The sequence below is a fragment of the Anoxybacillus sp. EFIL genome, assembly GCF_013096955.1.
Lineage (GTDB): Bacteria > Bacillota > Bacilli > Bacillales > Anoxybacillaceae > Anoxybacillus > Anoxybacillus ayderensis.
This window is the reverse complement of sequence record NZ_SDLH01000134.1, coordinates 1-384: the sequence shown is the minus strand read 5'-3', so window position 1 is coordinate 384 and position 384 is coordinate 1. Positions and strand designations below refer to the sequence as shown.

General features: G+C 37.0%; 2 protein-coding genes. One reads left to right on the top strand and one right to left on the bottom strand.

The window, feature by feature from the left end:
* Positions 1 to 202, top strand: a 202-nt coding sequence (locus ES017_RS15680) for a UTRA domain-containing protein (protein ID WP_171335319.1), incomplete at its 5' end; no start/stop codon positions are given.
* Here ES017_RS15680 and ES017_RS15830 read toward each other — a convergent pair.
* The coding region (locus ES017_RS15830) for a hypothetical protein (RefSeq protein WP_216367615.1) at positions 187 to 384 on the bottom strand (198 nt) is incomplete at its 5' end. The two genes, ES017_RS15680 and ES017_RS15830, sit on opposite strands and share 16 nt — an antisense overlap.

The window sequence follows — 384 nt, the reverse complement described above, 5'->3', positions numbered from 1 at the left end:
ATTTCAAGCAGCGAAAAGTGATGAGTATGATCGTCAATATTTGAAGTGTCAATCGGATGATCCAGTTTTGGAATTAGAGCAGATTATTTATTTAGAATCGGGAAGACCGATCGATTATTCAAGAAGTCGAAATCGGTATGATGTTCGCGGGTATTCCATGTTAGACATGAAACCAGATCTTTTAAATCATCGAAAACCATAACGACCAAAGTGCTCGCTGCTTTGGTTTTTTTGTTTTTGATGGCCGAATGGTTTGTTTTCGTATAGATTCTGAGAATCAGGTATACTAATAGTACGAAGATAGATACAAGCAGTTTTCAATGATTGCTTAAGGAGTGAAGAAAAGTATGAACCTGCTGTTTGCGATTGACGATACGTTTGTAG